Origin of the sequence: Streptomyces sp. NPDC006923 (assembly GCF_040635655.1) — a bacterium.
Lineage (GTDB): Bacteria > Actinomycetota > Actinomycetes > Streptomycetales > Streptomycetaceae > Streptomyces.
In genome coordinates this window covers 126379-144275 of record NZ_JBEYIF010000012.1, presented here as the reverse complement: position 1 = coordinate 144275, position 17897 = coordinate 126379, and the positions used below count along the sequence as shown (strand labels likewise).

Annotated in this window: 17 protein-coding genes and 4 tRNA genes; 5 read left to right on the top strand and 16 right to left on the bottom strand. The window is 68.1% G+C overall.

Features of this window, described 5'->3' with window-relative positions; genetic code table 11:
* Nucleotides 1–41: 41 nt before the first annotated feature.
* The 9 genes from rpoB to ABZ707_RS23920 all read right to left on the bottom strand — a co-directional run bounded on the left by rpoB (nucleotide 42) and on the right by ABZ707_RS23920 (nucleotide 9299).
* Nucleotides 42–3524 (bottom strand): DNA-directed RNA polymerase subunit beta, encoded by a 3483-nt coding sequence (gene rpoB / locus ABZ707_RS23960; protein ID WP_360178542.1) that lies wholly within the window; start codon nucleotides 3522–3524, stop codon nucleotides 42–44.
* 577 nt (nucleotides 3525–4101) lie between these two features.
* Nucleotides 4102–4485 carry a 50S ribosomal protein L7/L12 gene (gene rplL / locus ABZ707_RS23955; RefSeq protein ID WP_319680008.1) on the bottom strand — a complete coding sequence of 128 codons (384 nt, stop codon included), beginning with the start codon at nucleotides 4483–4485 and terminating at the stop codon, nucleotides 4102–4104.
* Between the two features lie 108 nt (nucleotides 4486–4593).
* On the bottom strand, nucleotides 4594–5154 hold the full coding sequence (gene rplJ, locus ABZ707_RS23950) for a 50S ribosomal protein L10 (RefSeq protein WP_360178538.1): 561 nt from the start codon (nucleotides 5152–5154) through the stop codon (nucleotides 4594–4596).
* A 260-nt stretch (nucleotides 5155–5414) separates the two neighbouring features.
* Nucleotides 5415–6281 (bottom strand): DUF1396 domain-containing protein, encoded by an 867-nt coding sequence (locus tag ABZ707_RS23945; RefSeq protein ID WP_360178535.1) that lies wholly within the window; start codon nucleotides 6279–6281, stop codon nucleotides 5415–5417.
* 157 nt (nucleotides 6282–6438) lie between these two features.
* Nucleotides 6439–7161, bottom strand: coding sequence for a 50S ribosomal protein L1 (gene rplA, locus ABZ707_RS23940; RefSeq protein WP_360178532.1), 723 nt, complete (start codon nucleotides 7159–7161; stop codon nucleotides 6439–6441).
* Nucleotides 7162–7246: 85 nt separating this feature from the next.
* A complete protein-coding gene (gene rplK / locus ABZ707_RS23935; protein ID WP_360178529.1) occupies nucleotides 7247–7681 on the bottom strand; it encodes a 50S ribosomal protein L11 in 435 nt (144 codons plus the stop codon).
* A gap of 175 nt (nucleotides 7682–7856) precedes the next feature.
* On the bottom strand, nucleotides 7857–8762 hold the full coding sequence (gene nusG, locus ABZ707_RS23930; RefSeq protein WP_360178526.1) for a transcription termination/antitermination protein NusG: 906 nt from the start codon (nucleotides 8760–8762) through the stop codon (nucleotides 7857–7859).
* A gap of 71 nt (nucleotides 8763–8833) precedes the next feature.
* Entirely contained in the window at nucleotides 8834–9118 is a 285-nt protein-coding gene (gene secE / locus ABZ707_RS23925; protein ID WP_319680003.1) for a preprotein translocase subunit SecE, read from the bottom strand.
* 108 nt (nucleotides 9119–9226) lie between these two features.
* Nucleotides 9227–9299, bottom strand: a tRNA-Trp gene (locus ABZ707_RS23920).
* 258 nt (nucleotides 9300–9557) lie between these two features.
* Here ABZ707_RS23920 and ABZ707_RS23915 point away from each other — a divergent pair.
* Nucleotides 9558–10784, top strand: coding sequence for a pyridoxal phosphate-dependent aminotransferase (locus ABZ707_RS23915; protein WP_360178523.1), 1227 nt, complete (start codon nucleotides 9558–9560; stop codon nucleotides 10782–10784).
* Between the two features lie 133 nt (nucleotides 10785–10917).
* On the top strand, nucleotides 10918–11961 hold the full coding sequence (locus ABZ707_RS23910; RefSeq protein ID WP_360178520.1) for an adenosine deaminase: 1044 nt from the start codon (nucleotides 10918–10920) through the stop codon (nucleotides 11959–11961).
* Here the strand turns inward: ABZ707_RS23910 and ABZ707_RS23905 are convergent.
* From ABZ707_RS23905 to ABZ707_RS23880, 6 genes are all read right to left on the bottom strand, one after another.
* The gene (locus ABZ707_RS23905) at nucleotides 11939–13006 is read right to left on the bottom strand and encodes a UDP-N-acetylmuramate dehydrogenase (protein WP_360178517.1); all 1068 of its coding nucleotides are present in this window, start codon (nucleotides 13004–13006) and stop codon (nucleotides 11939–11941) included. The genes ABZ707_RS23910 and ABZ707_RS23905 overlap by 23 nt on opposite strands.
* Nucleotides 13007–13102: 96 nt before the next feature.
* Nucleotides 13103–13531, bottom strand: coding sequence for a MaoC family dehydratase (locus tag ABZ707_RS23900; RefSeq protein WP_360178514.1), 429 nt, complete (start codon nucleotides 13529–13531; stop codon nucleotides 13103–13105).
* A gap of 5 nt (nucleotides 13532–13536) precedes the next feature.
* On the bottom strand, nucleotides 13537–13989 hold the full coding sequence (locus ABZ707_RS23895) for a MaoC family dehydratase N-terminal domain-containing protein (RefSeq protein ID WP_360178511.1): 453 nt from the start codon (nucleotides 13987–13989) through the stop codon (nucleotides 13537–13539).
* An 85-nt stretch (nucleotides 13990–14074) separates the two neighbouring features.
* Nucleotides 14075–14239, bottom strand: a complete 165-nt coding sequence (rpmG, locus tag ABZ707_RS23890; protein ID WP_003956487.1) for a 50S ribosomal protein L33 — start codon at nucleotides 14237–14239, stop codon at nucleotides 14075–14077.
* 92 nt (nucleotides 14240–14331) lie between these two features.
* Nucleotides 14332–14404 (bottom strand) — tRNA-Met (locus tag ABZ707_RS23885).
* Nucleotides 14405–14451: 47 nt separating this feature from the next.
* A tRNA-Thr gene (locus ABZ707_RS23880) sits at nucleotides 14452–14524 on the bottom strand.
* 385 nt (nucleotides 14525–14909) lie between these two features.
* On the opposite strand from ABZ707_RS23880, the gene ABZ707_RS23875 reads away from it, so the two are divergent.
* Entirely contained in the window at nucleotides 14910–16172 is a 1263-nt protein-coding gene (locus ABZ707_RS23875) for an amidohydrolase family protein (protein WP_360178508.1), read from the top strand.
* Between the two features lie 34 nt (nucleotides 16173–16206).
* Entirely contained in the window at nucleotides 16207–16863 is a 657-nt protein-coding gene (locus tag ABZ707_RS23870) for an SDR family oxidoreductase (RefSeq protein ID WP_360178505.1), read from the top strand.
* A gap of 208 nt (nucleotides 16864–17071) precedes the next feature.
* Here ABZ707_RS23870 and ABZ707_RS23865 read toward each other — a convergent pair.
* A tRNA-Tyr gene (locus tag ABZ707_RS23865) sits at nucleotides 17072–17153 on the bottom strand.
* Between the two features lie 219 nt (nucleotides 17154–17372).
* Between ABZ707_RS23865 and ABZ707_RS23860 the strand changes: the two genes are divergently transcribed.
* A complete protein-coding gene (locus tag ABZ707_RS23860) occupies nucleotides 17373–17861 on the top strand; it encodes a YajQ family cyclic di-GMP-binding protein (RefSeq protein ID WP_360178502.1) in 489 nt (162 codons plus the stop codon).
* Nucleotides 17862–17897 lie beyond the last annotated feature (36 nt).

Genomic DNA, 17897 nt, shown 5'->3' with positions numbered 1-17897 from the left:
GGGGAGAGCCGGCCGGATACGGGACCCGGCCGGCCAACCCGTCAGACCTCTTCGACGCTGCTCGGCTCTCGCCGGGACAGGTCGATACCGAGCTCCTCCGCCGCGCGGAAGACATCCTCGTCCGTGTCGCGCATCTCGATGGACATGCCGTCCGAGGACAGCACCTCCACGTTGAGGCAGAGCGACTGCATTTCCTTGATGAGCACCTTGAAGGACTCGGGAATGCCGGGCTCGGGGATGTTTTCGCCCTTGACGATGGCCTCGTAGACCTTCACGCGGCCGGTCACGTCGTCGGACTTGATCGTCAGCAGCTCCTGGAGGGCGTACGCGGCGCCATAAGCCTCCAGCGCCCACACCTCCATCTCACCGAAGCGCTGACCGCCGAACTGGGCCTTACCACCCAGCGGCTGCTGGGTGATCATCGAGTACGGACCGGTCGAGCGGGCGTGCAGCTTGTCGTCGACCAGGTGGTGGAGCTTGAGGATGTACATGTACCCGATCGAGATCGGGTCCGGGAACGGCTCACCGGAGCGGCCGTCGAACAGGTGTGCCTTGCCGGACGGCTGGACCATCCGGTTGCCGTCGCGGTTCGGGATCGTGGCCTCGAAGAGACCGGAGATCTCGTCCTCGCGGGCGCCGTCGAAGACCGGGGTCGCGACATTGGTACCGGCGGCGACCTCGTCGGCGCCGATGGCCTTCAGCCGCTCCATCCACTCCTCGCTGCCCTCGACCTTCCAGCCCTGGCTGGCGAGCCAGCCGAGGTGGATTTCGAGGACCTGTCCCGGGTTCATGCGGGACGGCACACCCAGCGGGTTGAGGATGATGTCGACCGGGGTGCCGTCCTCCAGGAACGGCATGTCCTCGATCGGCAGGATCTTCGAGATGACGCCCTTGTTGCCGTGACGGCCGGCGAGCTTGTCACCATCGGTGATCTTGCGCTTCTGCGCGACGTACACACGAACGAGCTGGTTCACGCCCGGGGGCAGCTCGTCGCCCTCCTCGCGGTCGAAGACGCGCACACCGATGACCTTGCCGGTCTCGCCGTGCGGCACCTTCAGCGAGGTGTCACGGACCTCACGGGCCTTCTCCCCGAAGATCGCGCGGAGCAGGCGCTCCTCCGGCGTCAGCTCGGTCTCACCCTTGGGCGTGACCTTGCCGACGAGGATGTCCCCGGCGACGACCTCGGCACCGATACGGATGATGCCGCGCTCGTCGAGGTCCGCGAGGACCTCTTCGGAGACGTTCGGGATGTCCCGGGTGATCTCCTCGGGGCCGAGCTTGGTGTCACGGGCGTCGACCTCGTGCTCCTCGATGTGGATCGAGGAGAGGACGTCGTCCTGCACCAGACGCTGGCTGAGGATGATCGCGTCTTCGTAGTTGTGGCCCTCCCACGGCATGAACGCCACGAGGAGGTTCTTGCCGAGCGCCATCTCACCCTGCTGGGTGGCCGGACCGTCGGCGAGAACCTGGTTCTCGACGACCCGGTCGCCCTCGTCCACGACAACCTTCTGGTTGACCGAGGTGCCCTGGTTCGAGCGGGAGAACTTGGCGATGCGGTACGTGGTGTACGTGCCGTCGTCATTGGCGACGGTGATGTAGTCCGCGGAGACCTCCTGGACCACACCCTCCTTCTCCGCCTTGATGACGTCACCGGCGTCGACCGCGCAGCGGTACTCCATGCCGGTGCCGACGAGCGGCGCCTCGGACGTGATCAGCGGCACGGCCTGACGCATCATGTTCGCGCCCATCAGGGCGCGGTTGGCGTCGTCGTGCTCCAGGAACGGGATCATGGCGGTCGCGACCGACACCATCTGGCGCGGCGAGACGTCCATGTAGTCGACGTCCGTGCCGGGCACGTAGTCGACCTCTCCGCCACGGCGGCGGACCAGGACGCGGGGCTCGGTGAAGCGCAGGTCGTCGGAGAGGAGCGCGTTCGCCTGGGCGATGACGAACCTGTCCTCCTCGTCGGCGGTCAGGTAGTCGACCTCGTCGGTGACCTGGCCGTCGGTGACCTTGCGGTACGGAGTCTCGACGAAACCGAACGCGTTGACCCGGCCGTACGAGGCGAGCGAGCCGATCAGGCCGATGTTCGGGCCTTCGGGGGTCTCGATCGGACACATGCGGCCGTAGTGCGACGGGTGCACGTCACGGACTTCGAAGCCGGCCCGCTCACGGGACAGACCACCGGGGCCCAGCGCCGACAGACGGCGCTTGTGGGTCAGGCCCGACAGCGGGTTGTTCTGGTCCATGAACTGGGAGAGCTGGCTGGTGCCGAAGAACTCCTTGATGGAGGCGACGACCGGCCGGATGTTGATCAGTGTCTGCGGCGTGATCGCCTCGACGTCCTGAGTCGTCATGCGCTCACGCACGACGCGCTCCATCCTCGCCAGACCCGTACGGACCTGGTTCTGGATGAGCTCGCCCACGTTGCGCAGACGGCGGTTGCCGAAGTGGTCGATGTCGTCGGTCTCGACGACGATCTGGGTGCCGTTCTCGCCGACCGTCTCGGTCTCCCCGGCGTGCAGCTTGACCAGGTACTTGATGGTCGCGATGACATCGTCGGTGGTGAGCACGCCGGCGTCCAGCGGCTCGTCCGCGCCGAGCTTCTTGTTCACCTTGTAGCGGCCGACCTTGGCGAGGTCGTAGCGCTTCGGGTTGAAGTAGAGGTTCTCGAGCAGCGTCTGGGCCGCCTCGCGCGTCGGGGGCTCACCCGGACGCAGCTTGCGGTAGATGTCGAGCAGTGCGTCGTCCTGGCCCTGGGTGTGGTCCTTCTCCAGGGTGGCGCGCATCGACTCGTACTCGCCGAACTCCTCCAGGATCTGCTCGGTCGTCCAGCCGAGAGCCTTGAGGAGGACGGTCACGGACTGCTTGCGCTTGCGGTCGATGCGGACACCGACCATGTCGCGCTTGTCGATCTCCATCTCCAGCCAGGCACCCCGGGACGGGATGATCTTGGCGGAGAAGATGTCCTTGTCGGACGTCTTGTCGATCGAGGAGTCGAAGTAGACACCCGGCGAGCGGACGAGCTGGGACACCACGACACGCTCGGTGCCGTTGATGACGAAGGTGCCCTTGTTGGTCATGAGCGGGAAGTCGCCCATGAAGACCGTCTGGGACTTGATCTCGCCGGTCTCGTTGTTGGTGAACTCGGCGGTGACGAAGAGCGGGGCGGCGAACGTGAAGTCGCGCTCCTTGCACTCGTCGATGGAGTTCTTGGAGGGCTCGAAGCGGTGGTCGCGGAAGGTCAGCGACATCGACCCGGAGAAGTCCTCGATCGGAGAGATCTCCTCGAAGATCTCCTCCAGACCGGACTTCCTGGGGACGTCCTGCCCGTTCTCGAGAGCCGCCTCGACACGAGCCTTCCAAGCGGCGTTGCCGAGCAGCCAGTCAAAGCTCTCGGTCTGCAGCGCAAGGAGGTTCGGAACCTCGAGGGGCTCCTTGATCTTTGCAAAGGAGATGCGCAGCGGGGCGGTGCTGGCGCCGTTGTTCGTATTCGCGGTCGAGGCGTTGCGCGAGGCGGCCAAGAGGGGGTCCTTCCGAGGGCTCGGACTCACTACGCGCGTACCGGTCCCAAGCGGGGCACGGAGTCGAAAGCCCAGATCAGGGCCGTTCAACCACCGATGCTCGTGCGAGGGGGTGCCCCTGGTGACGGGCAGGGAGCAGCTAACAGGCAGCGCAAAGGGTCAGTGTAGCCACTTGGCACACTGATGTCCAGAGCGGGTTTTCCGACACCCTCGTTGTTCTCAACACCCTTGTCTCAACTGCTGCAAAACCTCGCGCCGTAGGCGCACATCGATACTGCCCTCTTCGCCTTCGATCCATGCCTCGGATCCGGATCGATTGTGACGACGCGTCCTGAGAATTGCGCGCTGCGTGCGGTTCGTCAAGGCCCCCCACCCCATGCGAAAGGTCACTGGGCGTACGGAGGGCACGGCGATGATCACGATACCCGGCGGCGGCCCGGCGCCGAGGCACCCCCCACGCGAACGCAAAGAGGCGACCACCCGACTGGGTGATCGCCCTTCGCGTCAACACCGCGCCTCGCGGCGCCGAGACTGCCGCAGGGCGCCTAGCGGCACCCGGCGGCGGACTCGCGTGAGGTCACTTGACCTCGACGGAGGCGCCGGCGCCCTTGAGGGACTCGGCGGCCTTCTCGGCCTGCTCCTTGGCGACCTTCTCGAGAACGGGCTTCGGGGCGCCGTCCACGAGGTCCTTGGCCTCCTTGAGGCCCAGGGAGGTCAGCTCACGCACGACCTTGATGACCTGGATCTTCTTCTCGCCGGCACCCGTGAGGATGACGTCGAACTCGTCCTGCTCGGCCTCGGCCTCGGCGGCCGGGGCACCCGGGCCCGCGACGGCGGCGGCGACCGGGGCGGCGGCCGTGACGTCGAACTTCTCCTCGAACGCCTTCACGAACTCGGAGAGCTCGATGAGGGTCATCTCTTCGAACTGCGCGAGCAGGTCGTCCTGGCTGAGCTTCGCCATGATGGCGGTCCTTCCACTAATTCGGCTGGTGCCGTATGTACAGTTCCGCGGGCGTGTGCCTAACGGCATTACTGCGTAGACCGGCCCGCTGCGACCGAGCGAGCGTGATTACTCGGACTCGGCCTCGACGGGAGCCGGCGTACCGGCACCGTCCTGCTCTTCCTTCTTGGCACGAAGCGCTTCCGCGGTGCGGACGAACTTCGACGGAAGCGCCTGGAAGAGCGCGGCAGCCTGAGACTGCTTGCCCTTCATGGCACCGGCCAGCTTGGAAAGCAGAACCTCGCGGGACTCGAGGTCCGCAAGCTTCTTGATCTCATCGGCGCTCAGCGCCTTACCGTCAAGGACACCGCCCTTGATGATGAGATTGGGGTTGTCCTTGGCGAAGTCACGAAGACCCTTCGCCGACTCCACCGGGTCACCGGTGACGAAGGCAACCGCTGTCGGACCCGCGAACAGGTCGTCCAGCGTGTTGATCCCGGCCTCGTTGGCCGCAATCTTGGTCAGCGTGTTCTTCACCACGGCGTACTGGGCGTTCTCACCGAGAGAACGGCGCAGCTCCTTGAGCTGCGCCACGGTGAGACCCCGGTACTCGGTCAGCACGGCGGCGTTCGAGCTGCGGAACTTGTCCGTCAGCTCGGCCACCGCGGCAGCCTTGTCGGGCCTTGCCATGAGCGTCGGCCTCCTTCCGGGTGATGAGGACCGCTCAGAAGGGGCTGGGCAAAACGAAACGCCCCGGCGCAGGCGCACGGGGCGTAGCTCGACCGAATGGGATCCGGGAGCTGTCCACAGTCACCTGCGCAGGTCGTCCGCAGCTAGCGGATCCTTCGGCCATCGCACGCTCTTACGAGCACACGACAACGACCAGCGGTCTTTGGCTTCCTGTGGAGAGTACGCGAACGGATCCGCGGCAGGCAAATCGGGTGTACGCGTCAGCTCGCGTCGGCCCCGGCGCCCTGCATCAACTCGGCCAGGTCCTCGGTCTCCGAGGCCGGCGGGGCCGTGATGGTCACGGGCTTGTTGAAGTCGAAGAACTTGACCGTGAGGTCGAGCGGACCCTTCTTCGAGGCGCCCTGGGTGCGGAACTGCTTGGTGCGGTCGTCCTTGTCGACCCAGATGTCCATGGTCAGCTTGTCGAGGCCCATGTCCGCGTAGGACTTGATGGTCCTCTCCCGGCGCTTCTCGGCCGCCGCGTCCTCGCCCTTCGCGCTCGCGCGCATGGCGGCGAGCGTCACCGTGCCGGTGTAATGCGTGGTGCTGACCCCGTCGACGGTCTCCTCACCGACCTTCTTGAGGTCCTTCGCCTCGGTCAGGGAGGCGGATTCGTCGGCCGGGTTCTGGCCGACCTGGCTGGGAAGCTGGTCGAACGGGCTGCCCTTGCCCAGCACGTCCATCGGGAACTTCAGCCAGGACTTGCCGTCCAGCTCGGCGGCAGCCGCCGCGCCGCCGCCGATGTACATGCCGTCGCCGACGACCCGGATCTCCAGCTCCTCCGTCTTTCCGTCCAGCTCGGCGGTCATCTTCGTCTGGATGCCCAGCGGCTTCAGGCTGACCGACGAGTTGCCCTTGACGGGGCCGCTGCCCGGGACCTTGCCGCTCATCGTGTAGCTCAGCGAGGTCAGCTTCTGACCGCTGTCCACGGCCCGCCGGACGGCGGTGGCAGGCGTCACCGCGACCGGCTTCTCCGCCGCCGCCTTGCTGTCGGCGGCGGGCTTGCCGCTGTCCGCCGTACAGGCCGCCGAGGCGCACAGCAGCGCGCCGACGAGCACGGCGCCGGCGATGTCACGGAACTTGTTCATGATTCCCCCCACGGGTAAACACAAGATCTTTCCAGTTCCGGAAGAATACCGTGCCCCACTGACAGGTCCACACCAGACGAAAAGGGCCGGTCTCCCCACCTCCGGAGAGGTGGGGAGACCGGCCCCGCGTACGCGTGATCCGCGGTCGCCGTCAGTGTCAGACGGCGGCCGGGTCCTCCTCGACGAGGAGGTTACGGGTGCGGTTGGAGTCCAGCGGGATGCCGGGGCCCATCGTCGTCGTCAGGGTCGCCTTCTTGATGTAGCGGCCCTTCGCGGCGGACGGCTTCAGACGGAGGATCTCCTCCAGCGCCGCGGCGTAGTTCTCGACCAGCTTCGTCTCGTCGAAGGAGACCTTGCCGATGATGAAGTGCAGGTTCGAGTGCTTGTCCACGCGGAACTCGATCTTGCCGCCCTTGATGTCGGTGACAGCCTTGGTGACATCCGGGGTGACCGTGCCGGTCTTCGGGTTCGGCATCAGACCACGCGGGCCGAGGACACGGCCGAGGCGGCCGACCTTGCCCATGAGGTCCGGGGTGGCGACGACGGCGTCGAAGTCCAGACGGCCCTTCGAGACCTCGTCGATGAGCTCGTCGGCGCCGACGATGTCGGCGCCCGCGGCACGCGCGGCCTCGGCACGGTCACCGGTCGCGAAGACCAGGACCCGGGCGGTCTTGCCGGTGCCGTGCGGAAGGTTCACGGTGCCACGGACCATCTGGTCGGCCTTGCGCGGGTCGACACCCAGACGCATGGCCACCTCGACGGTGCCGTCGAACTTGGTGCTGGTGGTGTCCTTGGCGAGACGGACCGCCTCGAGCGGGGCGTAGTTGCGCTCCCGGTCGATCTTGGCGTCCGCGCCACGGAGAGCCTTGCTGCGCTTCACTTCTTCTCCTGGTGGTTCATCAGGTGTGGAGTTCGTGGTCCGGGCCGCGCATGGCCCTGCCACTGGGACTGCCAGAGCCGGTGAATCAGCCCTCGACCGTGATGCCCATGGAACGGGCGGTGCCGGCGATGATCTTCTCGGCGGCTTCGAGGTCGTTGGCGTTCAGGTCGGGCATCTTGGTCGTGGCGATGTCACGCACCTGGTCGCGCGTCAGCTTCGCGACCTTCTTGACGTGCGGCTCGCCGGAGCCCTTGTCCACACCAGCGGCCTTGAGGATCAGCTTGGCGGCCGGCGGAGTCTTGGTGATGAAGGTGAAGGAACGGTCCTCGTAGACCGTGATCTCCACCGGCACGACCATGCCACGCTGCGACTCGGTCGCGGCGTTGTAGGCCTTGCAGAACTCCATGATGTTGACGCCGTGCTGACCGAGTGCGGGGCCGACCGGCGGAGCCGGGTTGGCCGCACCGGCACTGATCTGGAGCTTGATAAGCCCCGTGACCTTCTTCTTCTTGGGAGGCATTGCTCTCTCCGGGTCCTAGTGAGAGTTTTCAGCCGACCGTCCGGTCATCCGGACGGAGGCATACCGCACAACGATAACGGGTATAGTCGCGCGGCCAAAAACCGACAGGTCAGACAGCTACGGAAGCCTGTCTGACCTGGTCGGAAGCTGCTGTTCCAGAAGTGGCCCGGACGGCTCAGTTCTTCTGGATCTGGTCGAAGCTCAGCTCGACCGGGGTCTCTCGGCCGAAGATCTCGACAAGGCCCTTGACCTTCTTCGAGTCGGCGTTGATCTCGTTGATGGTCGCCTGGAGCGTGGCGAACGGGCCGTCGGTGACGGTGACCGAGTCACCGACCTCGAAGTCCAGCACCTGGACCTCGACCTTGCGGGACGGGGCCGGCTTGCCCTCGGCCTCGGCGGCCTCACGGGCCGCCTTCTCCTCGGCCTCCGGCGCGAGCATCTTGACGATCTCGTCCAGGGTCAGCGGGTACGGGTCGTAGGCGTTGCCCACGAAGCCGGTGACGCCGGGGGTGTTACGGACGACGCCCCAGGACTCGTTCGTCAGATCCATGCGCACCAGGACATAGCCCGGGAGCTTGTTCTGGCGGACGTTCTTCCGCTCGCCGTTCTTGATCTGGACGATCTCTTCCTCGGGGACCTCGGCCTGATAGATGAAGTCCTCGACGTTCAGCGAGACGGCACGCTGCTCCAGGTTCGCCTTCACGCGCTTCTCGTAGCCCGCGTAGGTGTGGATCACATACCACTCGCCGGGCAGACCACGGAGCTCGTCACGCAGAGCGGCCACCGCGTCGACGGGGGCGGCGGCCACCGGGGCGGCCTCGTCCTCGGCGTCGCCCGCTGCTTCGGTCTCGTCCGCCTCGTCCGCGAATTCGTCGTCGGCCTCGTCAGCGCCTTCGGCGTCCTCGGCTTCGCTCTCGTCGTCCTCGACGGTGAGAGCGGCCTCTTCGGCCGGCTCGCCCGCGGCGACGTCAGCGGCTTCGGCCTGGTCTGGCTCGACAGCGTCCGCCGCCTCGACGATGTCGGTTTCGTCCTCCACGGACTCCACCGACTCGCTGGCGTCGTTCAGTTTCGGGTCAGACACGGTGGCTGCTTCTTCCTGGCTCAATGGGTGGAACACGCGAAAGGGGCGCCGCGCGGGGCGCCCTCGCGGGATCAGCCGAAGACGTACTTGATCGCTTGGTTGAATCCATAGTCAATCACGGTCACCAGACCGATCATGATGACAACGAAGACAATCACCACTGTGGTGTACGTCGTCAGCTGGTTGCGAGTCGGCCAGACGACCTTGCGCAGCTCGGCGACGATCTGACGGTAGAAGAGCGCGAGACGGCCCAGTGGGCCCTTCTTTCCGCGCTTGCCACCCTTACGGGGCTTCTTCGACTCAGCGGCCTCATCGTCGGCATCAGGCTTGTCGATGGAGCCCACGGCGTCCGTCACGCTCTCTCACCTGATTCCGGGTCGTGGCCGTGCCGCGCCCGGGGGAGCCGCACGGCGAAGCATTGAATGTACGTACATGCGCACACATCCTGGCGGAGGAGTGTGTAGCAGGGCCGGAGGGACTTGAACCCCCAACCGCTGGTTTTGGAGACCAGTGCTCTACCAATTGAGCTACGACCCTTTGCGATCCCCAACCTACCGCATCCGACCGGATGCACGGAGTGCCCGGTACGGACTTGGCTGCTGAGGGCCAACGACGAGTGAGTGTACGTGGTCGCGGCCCCCGCGTCGAACAGCTTCACCCGGAGCGATCCCCAACGATCCCCGCCGGGACCGCGCGCACTCCCGTCCTCTTGCGCGCCGGCGCCGCCCGCCCGCTTCCGTCCGCTCCGTGAAACCTGTGTGCCGGGGAGGTTTCAGGTCTGGGACCATGGCCCTTATGAGCGCTGCAATCCCTCCCACCGAGCGCCGGGTCTCCGCCCGCATCGGCGCGATCTCCGAGTCCGCCACCCTCGCCGTGGACGCCAAGGCCAAGGCCCTGAAGGCCGCCGGGCGTCCGGTGATCGGTTTCGGCGCGGGCGAGCCCGACTTCCCGACCCCCGGCTATGTCGTCGACGCCGCGGTCGAGGCGTGCCGCAACCCCAAGTACCACCGCTACACGCCGGCCGGCGGGCTCCCCGAGCTGAAGGCCGCCATCGTCGCGAAGACGCTGCGTGATTCCGGTTACGAGATCGAGCCCTCCCAGGTCCTGGTGACCAACGGCGGCAAGCAGGCGATCTACGAGGCGTTCGCGGCCGTCCTCGATCCGGGCGACGAGGTCATCGTCCCGGCTCCGTACTGGACGACGTACCCCGAGTCGATCCGGCTGGCCGGCGGTGTCCCGGTAGAGGTCGTGGCCGACGAGACCACCGGCTACCGGGTCTCCGTCGAACAGCTTGAGGCGGCCCGCACCGAGCGCACGAAGATGGTGCTCTTCGTATCGCCGTCCAACCCCACGGGCGCGGTCTACAGCGCGGCCGACACCGAGGCGATCGGCCGCTGGGCCGTCGAGCACGGCCTCTGGGTGATGACGGACGAGATCTACGAGCACCTCGTCTACGGCGACGCCGCGTTCACCTCGCTGCCGGCCGTCGTGCCGGAGCTGCGCGACAAGTGCGTCGTGGTGAACGGCGTGGCCAAGACGTACGCGATGACCGGCTGGCGCGTGGGGTGGGTCGTCGGCCCCAAGGACATCGTGAAGGCCGCGACCAACCTCCAGTCGCACGCCACGTCCAATGTCTCCAACGTCTCGCAGGCCGCGGCGATCGCCGCCGTCTCCGGCGACCTGACCGCGGTCGCCGAGATGCGGACGGCCTTCGACCGCCGCCGCCAGACGATCGTGCGGATGCTGAACGAGATCGAAGGCGTGTTCTGCCCGCTGCCGGAAGGCGCCTTCTATGTGTACCCGTCGGTCAAGGGGCTGCTCGGCAAGGAGATCCGCGGCAAGCGGCCGCGGTCGTCCGTCGAACTGGCCGCGCTGATCCTCGACGAGGCCGAGGTCGCGGTCGTCCCCGGTGAGGCGTTCGGCACTCCGGGCTATCTGCGGCTGTCGTACGCCCTCGGCGACGAGGACCTGGCCGAGGGCGTCGCCCGGATCCAGAAGCTGCTCGCGGAGGCCCGGGACTGACGCGAAGGCGCCCCGGATCGCACGAGCCACAGCGGGCTCCCGGCCTCGGCCGGGGGCCCGTTTCTTCGTTCGGGCCGAACTCATTGGGGGAAAGGGGCTGGCAGGGCAGGTTCCCGTGCGGCAGGATCTTCAAATGGAGAGCACCACCCGACCTCGCGATCTGAGTCAGCTGCCCAAGGCCCATCTGCATCTGCACTTCACCGGATCCATGCGGCCCACGACCCTGATCGAACTCGCCGACAAGTACGGCGTTCATCTCCCCGAGGCGCTGACCGGCGGCGAACCGCCCAGACTGCGCGCCACCGACGAGCGCGGCTGGTTCCGCTTCCAGCGGCTGTACGACATCGCCCGGTCCTGTCTGCGTACGCCGGAGGACATCCAGCGGCTGGTGCGCGAGGCGGCCGAGGAGGATGTGCGGGACGGCTCGGGCTGGCTGGAGATCCAGGTCGACCCGACCTCGTACGCTCCCCATCTCGGCGGACTGATCCCGGCCCTGGAGATAATTCTGGACGCCGTGGACAGCGCGTCGCGCGACACGGGTCTCGGCATGCGGGTGCTGGTCGCGGCGAACCGCATGAAGCATCCGCTGGAGGCCAGGACCCTGGCCAGGCTCGCGGTGCGGTACGCGGACCGGGGAGTCGTCGGCTTCGGGCTGTCGAACGACGAACGCCGCGGCATGGCCAGGGACTTCGACCGGGCGTTCGCCATCGCCAGGGACGGCGGGCTGCTGGCCGCGCCGCACGGCGGAGAGCTGACGGGACCCGCGTCCGTACGGGACTGCCTGGACGATCTGCGCGCCGCCAGGATCGGGCACGGCGTGCGGGCGGCCGAGGACCCGAAGCTGCTGCGCAGGCTCGCGGAGCGCGAGGTGACCTGCGAGGTCTGTCCGTCCTCGAATGTCGCGCTGGGCGTCTACGAGAAGCCGGAGGACGTGCCGCTGCGGACCCTGTTCGACGCCGGGGTGCCGATGGCGCTGGGCGCGGACGACCCGCTGCTGTTCGGCTCGCGCCTGGTGGCGCAGTACGAGCTGGCGCGCCGCCACCACGGCTTCAGCGACAGCGAGCTGGCCGAGCTGGCCAGGCAGTCCGTGCGCGGGTCCGCCGCGGAGCCCCCGATGCGGGAGAAGCTGCTCGCGGGTATCGACAGCTGGCTGGTCAGCCCGCCGCCCGGAGGCTGACGCCCACCGTCACGGGCTCGTTGACCAGCGTGATGCCGAAGGCCGCGTGCACACCGGCCACCACTTCGCGCGCGAGGGCGAGCAGATCCTCGGTGGTCGCGTCGCCCCGGTTGGTGAGGGCGAGGGTGTGCTTGGTGGAGATACGGGCCGGGCCCGTGCCGTATCCCTTGGCGAACCCCGCCTTGTCGATCAGCCAGGCCGCGGACGTCTTGGTGCGCCCCTCCCCCGCCGGGAACGCGGGCGGGCTCACGTCGTCGCCGAGGCGGGCCCGGGCGCGGACGAGGAAGTCCGCGTACTCCTCGTCGGTCAGGACCGGGTTGGTGAAGAAGGAGCCGGCCGACCAGGTGTCGTGGTCCTCGGGGTCCAGCACCATGCCTTTGCCGGCCCGCAGCCGGAGGACGGTGTCGCGGGCGGTCGCGGCGGGCACGCGGTCGCCCGGCTCGACGCCGAGGGCACGGGCCGTCTCGGCGTACTTGACGGGGGCGGAGAGCCCGCCGGCGTCCTCCAGCGCGAAGCGGACCCGCAGGACGACATAGCGTCCGGGGTGTTCCTTGAAACGGCTGTGGCGGTAGGAGAAGGCGCAGTCGGCGTTGGCGAGGGTGACGGTCTCGCCGGTGGCACGGTCGTGGGCGACGACCTCGGTGATGGTGCTGGACACCTCCTGGCCGTACGCGCCGACGTTCTGGATCGGGGTGGCGCCGGCCGAGCCGGGGATACCGGCGAGGCATTCGATGCCCGCGAGGCCCGCCTCGACGGTACGGGCGACGGCGTCGCTCCAGATCTCGCCGGCGGCCAGCTCCAGCGTGGTGCCGTCGAGCGCGAAGCCGCGGGTCGCGATGCGCAGCGCGGTGCCGTCGAAGCCCTTGTCCCCGATCACCAGGTTGCTGCCGCCTCCGATGATCAGGAGCGGCGTGCCGGTGGCGTCCGCCTCGCGGACGGCGGCGATCACCTCGTCGTCGGTGGTGGCCGTGACCAGACGGGCCGCCGGACCGCCGAGCCGGAAGGTGGTCAGAGGAGCGAGGGGCGCGTCGTGGAGTTCCTGCACGGGGACAAGAGTACGGTCCGTGGCGCCTCCGCCCGGGAGGGGCCGCGGACCGTACGTGTCCGCCGCGGTCAGACGGTCACGGGTACGAGGTGCGGCTCAGGCCAGACGGACGACGGCGCGGGACATCCCCAGCACCTTCTGTCCCGCGCTGGTGGCCGTCAGATCCACGCGCACCCGCTTGTCGTCCAGCTTGGCCGCGACCTTGGCGCTGACCTCGATCACGGCGCCCCGCTCGTCATTGGGCACCACGACCGGCTTGGTGAAGCGGACGCCGTACTCGACGACGGATCCCGGGTCGCCCGCCCAGTCGGTCACCACACGGATCGCCTCGGCCATGGTGAACATGCCGTGCGCGATCACGTCCGGCAGCCCGACCTCCTTGGCGAACTTCTCGTTCCAGTGGATCGGGTTGAAGTCACCGGAGGCGCCCGCGTACCGCACCAGCGTCGCGCGGGTGACCGGGAAGCTGCGCGCCGGCAGCTCCGTACCGACCTCGACCTCGTCGTAACCGATCTTCGCGGTCATCACCCTCACGCCCTCTCGGCGGCGCGCGCCACCAGCTTGGTCCAGGCGGTCACGACATGTTCGCCGGCCTCGTCGTGCACCTCGCCGCGGACGTCGATGATGTCGTTCCCCGCGAGGGACTTGATGGCCTCGATGGTCGAGGTGACGGACAGCCGGTCACCGGCCCGCACCGGACGGGAGTACGCGAACTTCTGGTCGCCGTGCACCACCCGGCTGTAGTCCAGCCCGAGCTGCGGATCGGCGACGACCTCGCCGGCGGCCTTGAACGTGATCGCGAACACAAACGTCGGCGGGGCGATCAGGTCGTAGTGCCCGAGCGCCTTGGCGGCCTCCGGGTCGGTGTACGCCGGATTGGTGTCGCCCACCGCCTCGGCGAACTCACGGATCTTCTCCCGGCCGACCTCGTACGGCTCGGTGGGCGGATAGGTCCGCCCCACGAAGGACTGATCGAGCGCCATGAACTCGCTCCCTCTCCTGGATGTGACCACTACAAACGACACGAGGCCGTCCCCAGAGGGGGACGGCCTCGCATACGAGCCTGATTCAGCGCGTTTCGCGGTGCGCGGTGTGCGAGTTGCAGCGCGGGCAGTGCTTCTTCATCTCAAGACGGTCCGGGTTGTTACGCCGGTTCTTCTTGGTGATGTAGTTCCGCTCCTTGCACTCCACGCAGGCCAGCGTGATCTTCGGGCGGACGTCGGTGGCAGCCACGTGAGTGCTCCTTGGACGGACAACGGATGAACAGATGAACGCATAAAAGAGTAGCCGATCGAAGGACCGACCCCACAATCGGCTACCGTGTGTAGCGGTGACCGGACTTGAACCGGTGACACAGCGATTATGAGCCGCTTGCTCTACCGACTGAGCTACACCGCTTCGATGCTGGATCTCCTCGCCCGAAGGCGAGGATCACCGAACATCTGAGCCCCAATACGGAATCGAACCGTAGACCTTCTCCTTACCATGGAGACGCTCTACCGACTGAGCTATTGGGGCGAGCGATGAAGACATTACACGGTCTTTCGCCGATCGCCCAAATCCGTTTCTTGGCCGCTCACCCCACCTGCCACACGCGCCACCGGCGGTCGCTCCGGTACGACTGTCCGACTCCTCTTCGGACCCCCGCGACCGCGATATCCGGGCGCCGCCGGTCCTCTTCGCGGCAGAACCCATGGCCTCCACTGCGGTACATCACCCGCCGGGGAATCGTTCTCCTCCTGGACGTACTCGACCGATCCAACAACGCGACGAGGCGTCACGACGGGACAAAACTCACAGAAAGGGGCACTAGTCTCGACTGCGCGCTGCGTGATCTTGTCCGCCAGAGCTCCGGAGTCCGCGCGGCCCCGGAGCCCGACCAGGAAGCCCCATCAGGAGCGTGATGTCCGACAGCCAGCCGCAGCCGCCCGACGAGGGCACCACGGCCGACACCACCGCGCTCGTCCTCTGCGGCGCCCTTCTCAGCGACGGCCGCACCGTCGACGTCCGACTCGGCGCGGGCCGGATCGAGGCCGTGGGCACGGCGGGCAGCCTCACGTCGCCCGGCACCCGCCTGGACCTCGCCGGCTATCTGCTGCTGACCGCACCGGCCGAGCCGCACGCCCACAACGACACCGCGCTCACCGCGCTCACCCTGGACGAGCCCGTCTCCTACGCCCCCGAGGACGTGCAGCGCCGGGCCACCGAGGCCGCGCTGCTACAGCTCGGACACGGCGCGACCGCCGTGCGCTCCCATGTACGGATCGGGGACGCGCAGGAGCTGGGGCGGATGGCGGCGGTGCTCCGCGCACGGCGTTCGCTGCGCGGACTGACCGATCTCACCGCCGTCGCCGTGCCGCGACTGCTCACCGGGGTCGCGGGCGCCGACGGGCTCGCGATGCTGCGCGACGCGGTGAAGATGGGCGCGGGAGTGGTGGGCGGCTGCCCCGACCTCGACCCGGACCCGGCCGGATATGTGGAGGCCGTGCTGGAGGTCGCCGCCGAGCACGGCTGTCCGGTCGATCTGCACACGGATGGTGACGATCCGGCCCGGCTCGGACGCCTCGCCGCGATGGCGGGCGGTATGCGGCCGGGCGTGACGCTCGGGCCGTGCGCGGGGCTGGCCTGGCTGCCGGCCGGTGTCGCGGCACGCGCCGCGGACCAGCTCGCCGCGGCGGGTGTGACGGTGGTCTGCCTGCCGCAGGGCGGCTGCGGCGGGATGGAACGCGAAGGCCCTGCCCAGCGTTCCGTCGCTCCCGTGCGCCTGCTGCGGGCCGCCGGCGTCCGGGTGGCGGCGGGCAGCGGGGCGCTGCGCGACGTCTCGAATCCGGTGGGGCGCGGTGATCCGCTGGAGGCCGCGTATCTGCTGGCCTCGCAGAGCGGACTGCGGGCGGCGGACGCGTACGCCACGGTGAGCACGGCGGCGCGGGCCGCGATGGGGCTGCCGGAGGTACGCGTGGAGGCGGGCTTTCCCGCCGAACTGCTGGCGGTGCGCGGGGACCGGATCGAGGGCGCGCTGTCCCTCGCGTACAGCAGGATCGTCATCCACCGGGGGCGGGTGGTGGCGCGTACGAGCGCGGTGCGGGAGTACTGCGATTCGGCCGCCGCCGCCGCGCTGGAACTGCCGCGGCAGGGCCGGTCCGACTTCGGTCACCCCGGCCCCTGAGCGCGAACGGCGCCATGGACGTACGGTCGTGAGCATGCGAATTGTGATCGCCGGAGGACATGGTCAGATCGCGCTGCGGCTGGAGCGGTTGCTCGCCACGCGCGGACACGGGGTCGCGGGCATCATCCGCAAACCCGAGCAGGCGGAGGACTTGAGGGCCATCGGTGCCGAACCGGTCGTCCTGGACTTGGAGTCGGCCTCGGTCGCGGATGTCGCGGCCGTGCTGGAGGGCGCGGACGCGGCGGTGTTCGCGGCGGGCGCGGGCCCGGGCAGCGGTACGGCGCGCAAGGACACCGTGGACCGCGGCGCCGCGGTGCTCTTCGCGGACGCCGCCGAGCGCGCGGGCGTACGGCGCCATCTCCTCGTCTCCTCGACGGCCGCCGATCCGGACCACCCGGGCGACGACGTCTTCGACGTGTATCTGCGCGCCAAGGGCCAGGCGGAGGTGCACGTACGGTCCAAAACGGCGCTCGACTGGACGATCCTGCGGCCCGGGATGCTGACGAACGACCCCGGGACCGGTCTTGTCCTGCTGGCGGAGTCGACGGGGCGCGGTCCGGTGCCGCGCGACGATGTGGCGGCGGTGCTGCTGGAGCTGCTGAACACCCCGGGGACGGCGGGGCTGACGCTGGATCTGATCAGCGGGAGTGTTCCGGTGGCGGACGCGGTCCGGGCGGTCGCGGCCGGCTGAGCTTCCGGTCGCGTACGGGGCGGGCGGCGGCGACCGTCCGGGGACAGGACCGTCCGGAGCGGCAGGGAGCAACCGGCCCGGATCCACACGGAGTTGGCCGCGCACGGCCGCCGGCCGGTCCCTCCCCGGAAGCGGCGGACGGTCCTTGTCCCACTTGCACAGATGGCCCTTGATCCGCTTTCGGGGATCAAGGGCCATCGTTATCGCGTGGCGGCGCCAGGATTCGAACCTGGGTAGGCTAAGCCGACGGATTTACAGTCCGCTCCCATTGGCCACTCGGGCACACCGCCATGGGATATCGCTGCCAGTCGGAGGGGCCGCTTTCAGGCGGTGCTCCTTGGCAACGACGTAAACGATACCCGATGCCCAGGGGTGCTCCGCCACCGGATTGATCAGCGCTCGGGGCGGGTGCGGGTGACTAGGCTTTACGGCAGCGGTCGGTGGTTTCCCACCGCGCGGCGGGACCCGACCAAGCACCCGACAAGCACCGATACAAGGAGCCACAGGACATGGCCGACTCCAGTTTCGACATCGTCTCGAAGGTCGAGCGGCAGGAGGTCGACAACGCCCTCAACCAGGCCGCCAAGGAAATCTCCCAGCGTTACGACTTCAAGAACGTCGGAGCTTCGATCGACTGGTCCGGCGAGAAGATCTTGATGCAGGCGAACTCCGAGGAGCGGGTCAATGCCATCCTCGACGTCTTCCAGTCCAAGCTGATCAAGCGCGGCATCTCGCTGAAGGCGCTGGACGCCGGCGAGCCGCAGCTCTCCGGCAAGGAGTACAAGATCTTCGCGACGATCGAGGAGGGCATCTCCCAGGACAACGCGAAGAAGGTGGCGAAGATCATCCGCGATGAGGGCCCCAAGGGCATCAAGGCGCAGGTGCAGGGCGACGAGCTGCGGGTCAGCTCGAAGAGCCGTGATGATCTGCAGGCCGTGATCGCCCTGCTGAAGGGGCATGACTTCGACTTCGCGCTGCAGTTCGTGAACTACCGGTGACGAGGGCGGTACGGAGGCGGCGCGGACGAATCGCCG

What these genes read in the sequence shown, in the direction of transcription:
- rplL (WP_319680008.1), bottom strand. Translation starts at nt 4,485, where the DNA reads ATGGCGAAGCTCAGCCAGGACGACCTGCTCGCGCAGTTCGAAGAGATG.
- rplJ (WP_360178538.1), bottom strand. Translation starts at nt 5,154, where the DNA reads ATGGCAAGGCCCGACAAGGCTGCCGCGGTGGCCGAGCTGACGGACAAG.
- ABZ707_RS23945 (WP_360178535.1), bottom strand. Translation starts at nt 6,281, where the DNA reads ATGAACAAGTTCCGTGACATCGCCGGCGCCGTGCTCGTCGGCGCGCTG.
- rplK (WP_360178529.1), bottom strand. Translation starts at nt 7,681, where the DNA reads ATGCCTCCCAAGAAGAAGAAGGTCACGGGGCTTATCAAGCTCCAGATC.
- ABZ707_RS23915 (WP_360178523.1), top strand. Translation starts at nt 9,558, where the DNA reads ATGAGCGCTGCAATCCCTCCCACCGAGCGCCGGGTCTCCGCCCGCATC.
- ABZ707_RS23910 (WP_360178520.1), top strand. Translation starts at nt 10,918, where the DNA reads ATGGAGAGCACCACCCGACCTCGCGATCTGAGTCAGCTGCCCAAGGCC.
- ABZ707_RS23900 (WP_360178514.1), bottom strand. Translation starts at nt 13,531, where the DNA reads ATGACCGCGAAGATCGGTTACGACGAGGTCGAGGTCGGTACGGAGCTG.
- ABZ707_RS23895 (WP_360178511.1), bottom strand. Translation starts at nt 13,989, where the DNA reads ATGGCGCTCGATCAGTCCTTCGTGGGGCGGACCTATCCGCCCACCGAG.
- ABZ707_RS23875 (WP_360178508.1), top strand. Translation starts at nt 14,910, where the DNA reads ATGTCCGACAGCCAGCCGCAGCCGCCCGACGAGGGCACCACGGCCGAC.
- ABZ707_RS23870 (WP_360178505.1), top strand. Translation starts at nt 16,207, where the DNA reads ATGCGAATTGTGATCGCCGGAGGACATGGTCAGATCGCGCTGCGGCTG.
- ABZ707_RS23860 (WP_360178502.1), top strand. Translation starts at nt 17,373, where the DNA reads ATGGCCGACTCCAGTTTCGACATCGTCTCGAAGGTCGAGCGGCAGGAG.